Here is a 769-nt window from a genome sequence, read left to right on the forward strand (position 1 = left end):
CTTTTTCGGGTACCATCGCCCTTGCCAAAGGAGATATTTGAGCTTAGAACTTCATCGGCAGTGCGTCTTTCCTGCACTTGCCGTTGTAGGTGGTGTAGATGGGATAAACGTACCGCCGCCAACCCGGGAGCTTGGCGGGGTTATCCCGGCTGATGCGGTAGAGCTCCATGGGGTGGACGCCGCCCAGCGCACGGACAAGCCGCTCCGCGCTGTACTGCCCGTGGTACAGCTGCACAAAGTACATCACGCCCCGCAGGACAGCCGCCCGGAAGGAATCCGGTCTGCCCTCCCACGCCGCCACGATGTGCCGCAGGGCTTCGCAGTAGATCTCTTCGCCCAGCTGGTCGTACAGCTTCAGCGCCGTGCCCACGCAGCTGATGCGGTAGTCGCTCAGCTGCATACTGTCGTAGTTGAGGGACAGCCCCACCCGGTTGGTGGCTGCAACAAACGCCTTGGAGGGCGCATCGCCGCCCACCACCTTGGCGCGCAGCTTGATGCCCGCCGACAGGGGTGCAGAGTGACCGTTCTGCTCCGCAAAGAGCAGGGCTTCCTGCTCCATCGTCAGACCGGTGTAGACCTTGCAGAGGATCGGGCGGTCCTCGCCGCCGTTGAGGAGGATGCAGCCCTCGATGGTGTGCTGACCGTCCATTACATAGTACCTGCCGTTGCGGAAGCTGACCTTCGGCTCGTTAACGATGTACTCGTTGAAATCCCTTGCAATCAGCTCCACCCGCTTGCGCTCCACGCCCCGCTGGTAGATCTCGCGGGG

At 62.3% G+C, this 769-nt stretch carries 1 protein-coding gene; it reads right to left on the reverse strand.

Going from position 1 to position 769, the window contains the following annotated elements:
• Window positions 1–43: 43 nt before the first annotated feature.
• On the reverse strand, window positions 44–769 hold a 726-nt coding region (locus AAAU26_RS00720; protein ID WP_349180868.1), incomplete at its 5' end, for a DUF6551 family protein.

Origin of the sequence: Faecalibacterium longum (assembly GCF_040094125.1) — a bacterium.
Classification (GTDB): domain Bacteria; phylum Bacillota; class Clostridia; order Oscillospirales; family Ruminococcaceae; genus Faecalibacterium; species Faecalibacterium longum.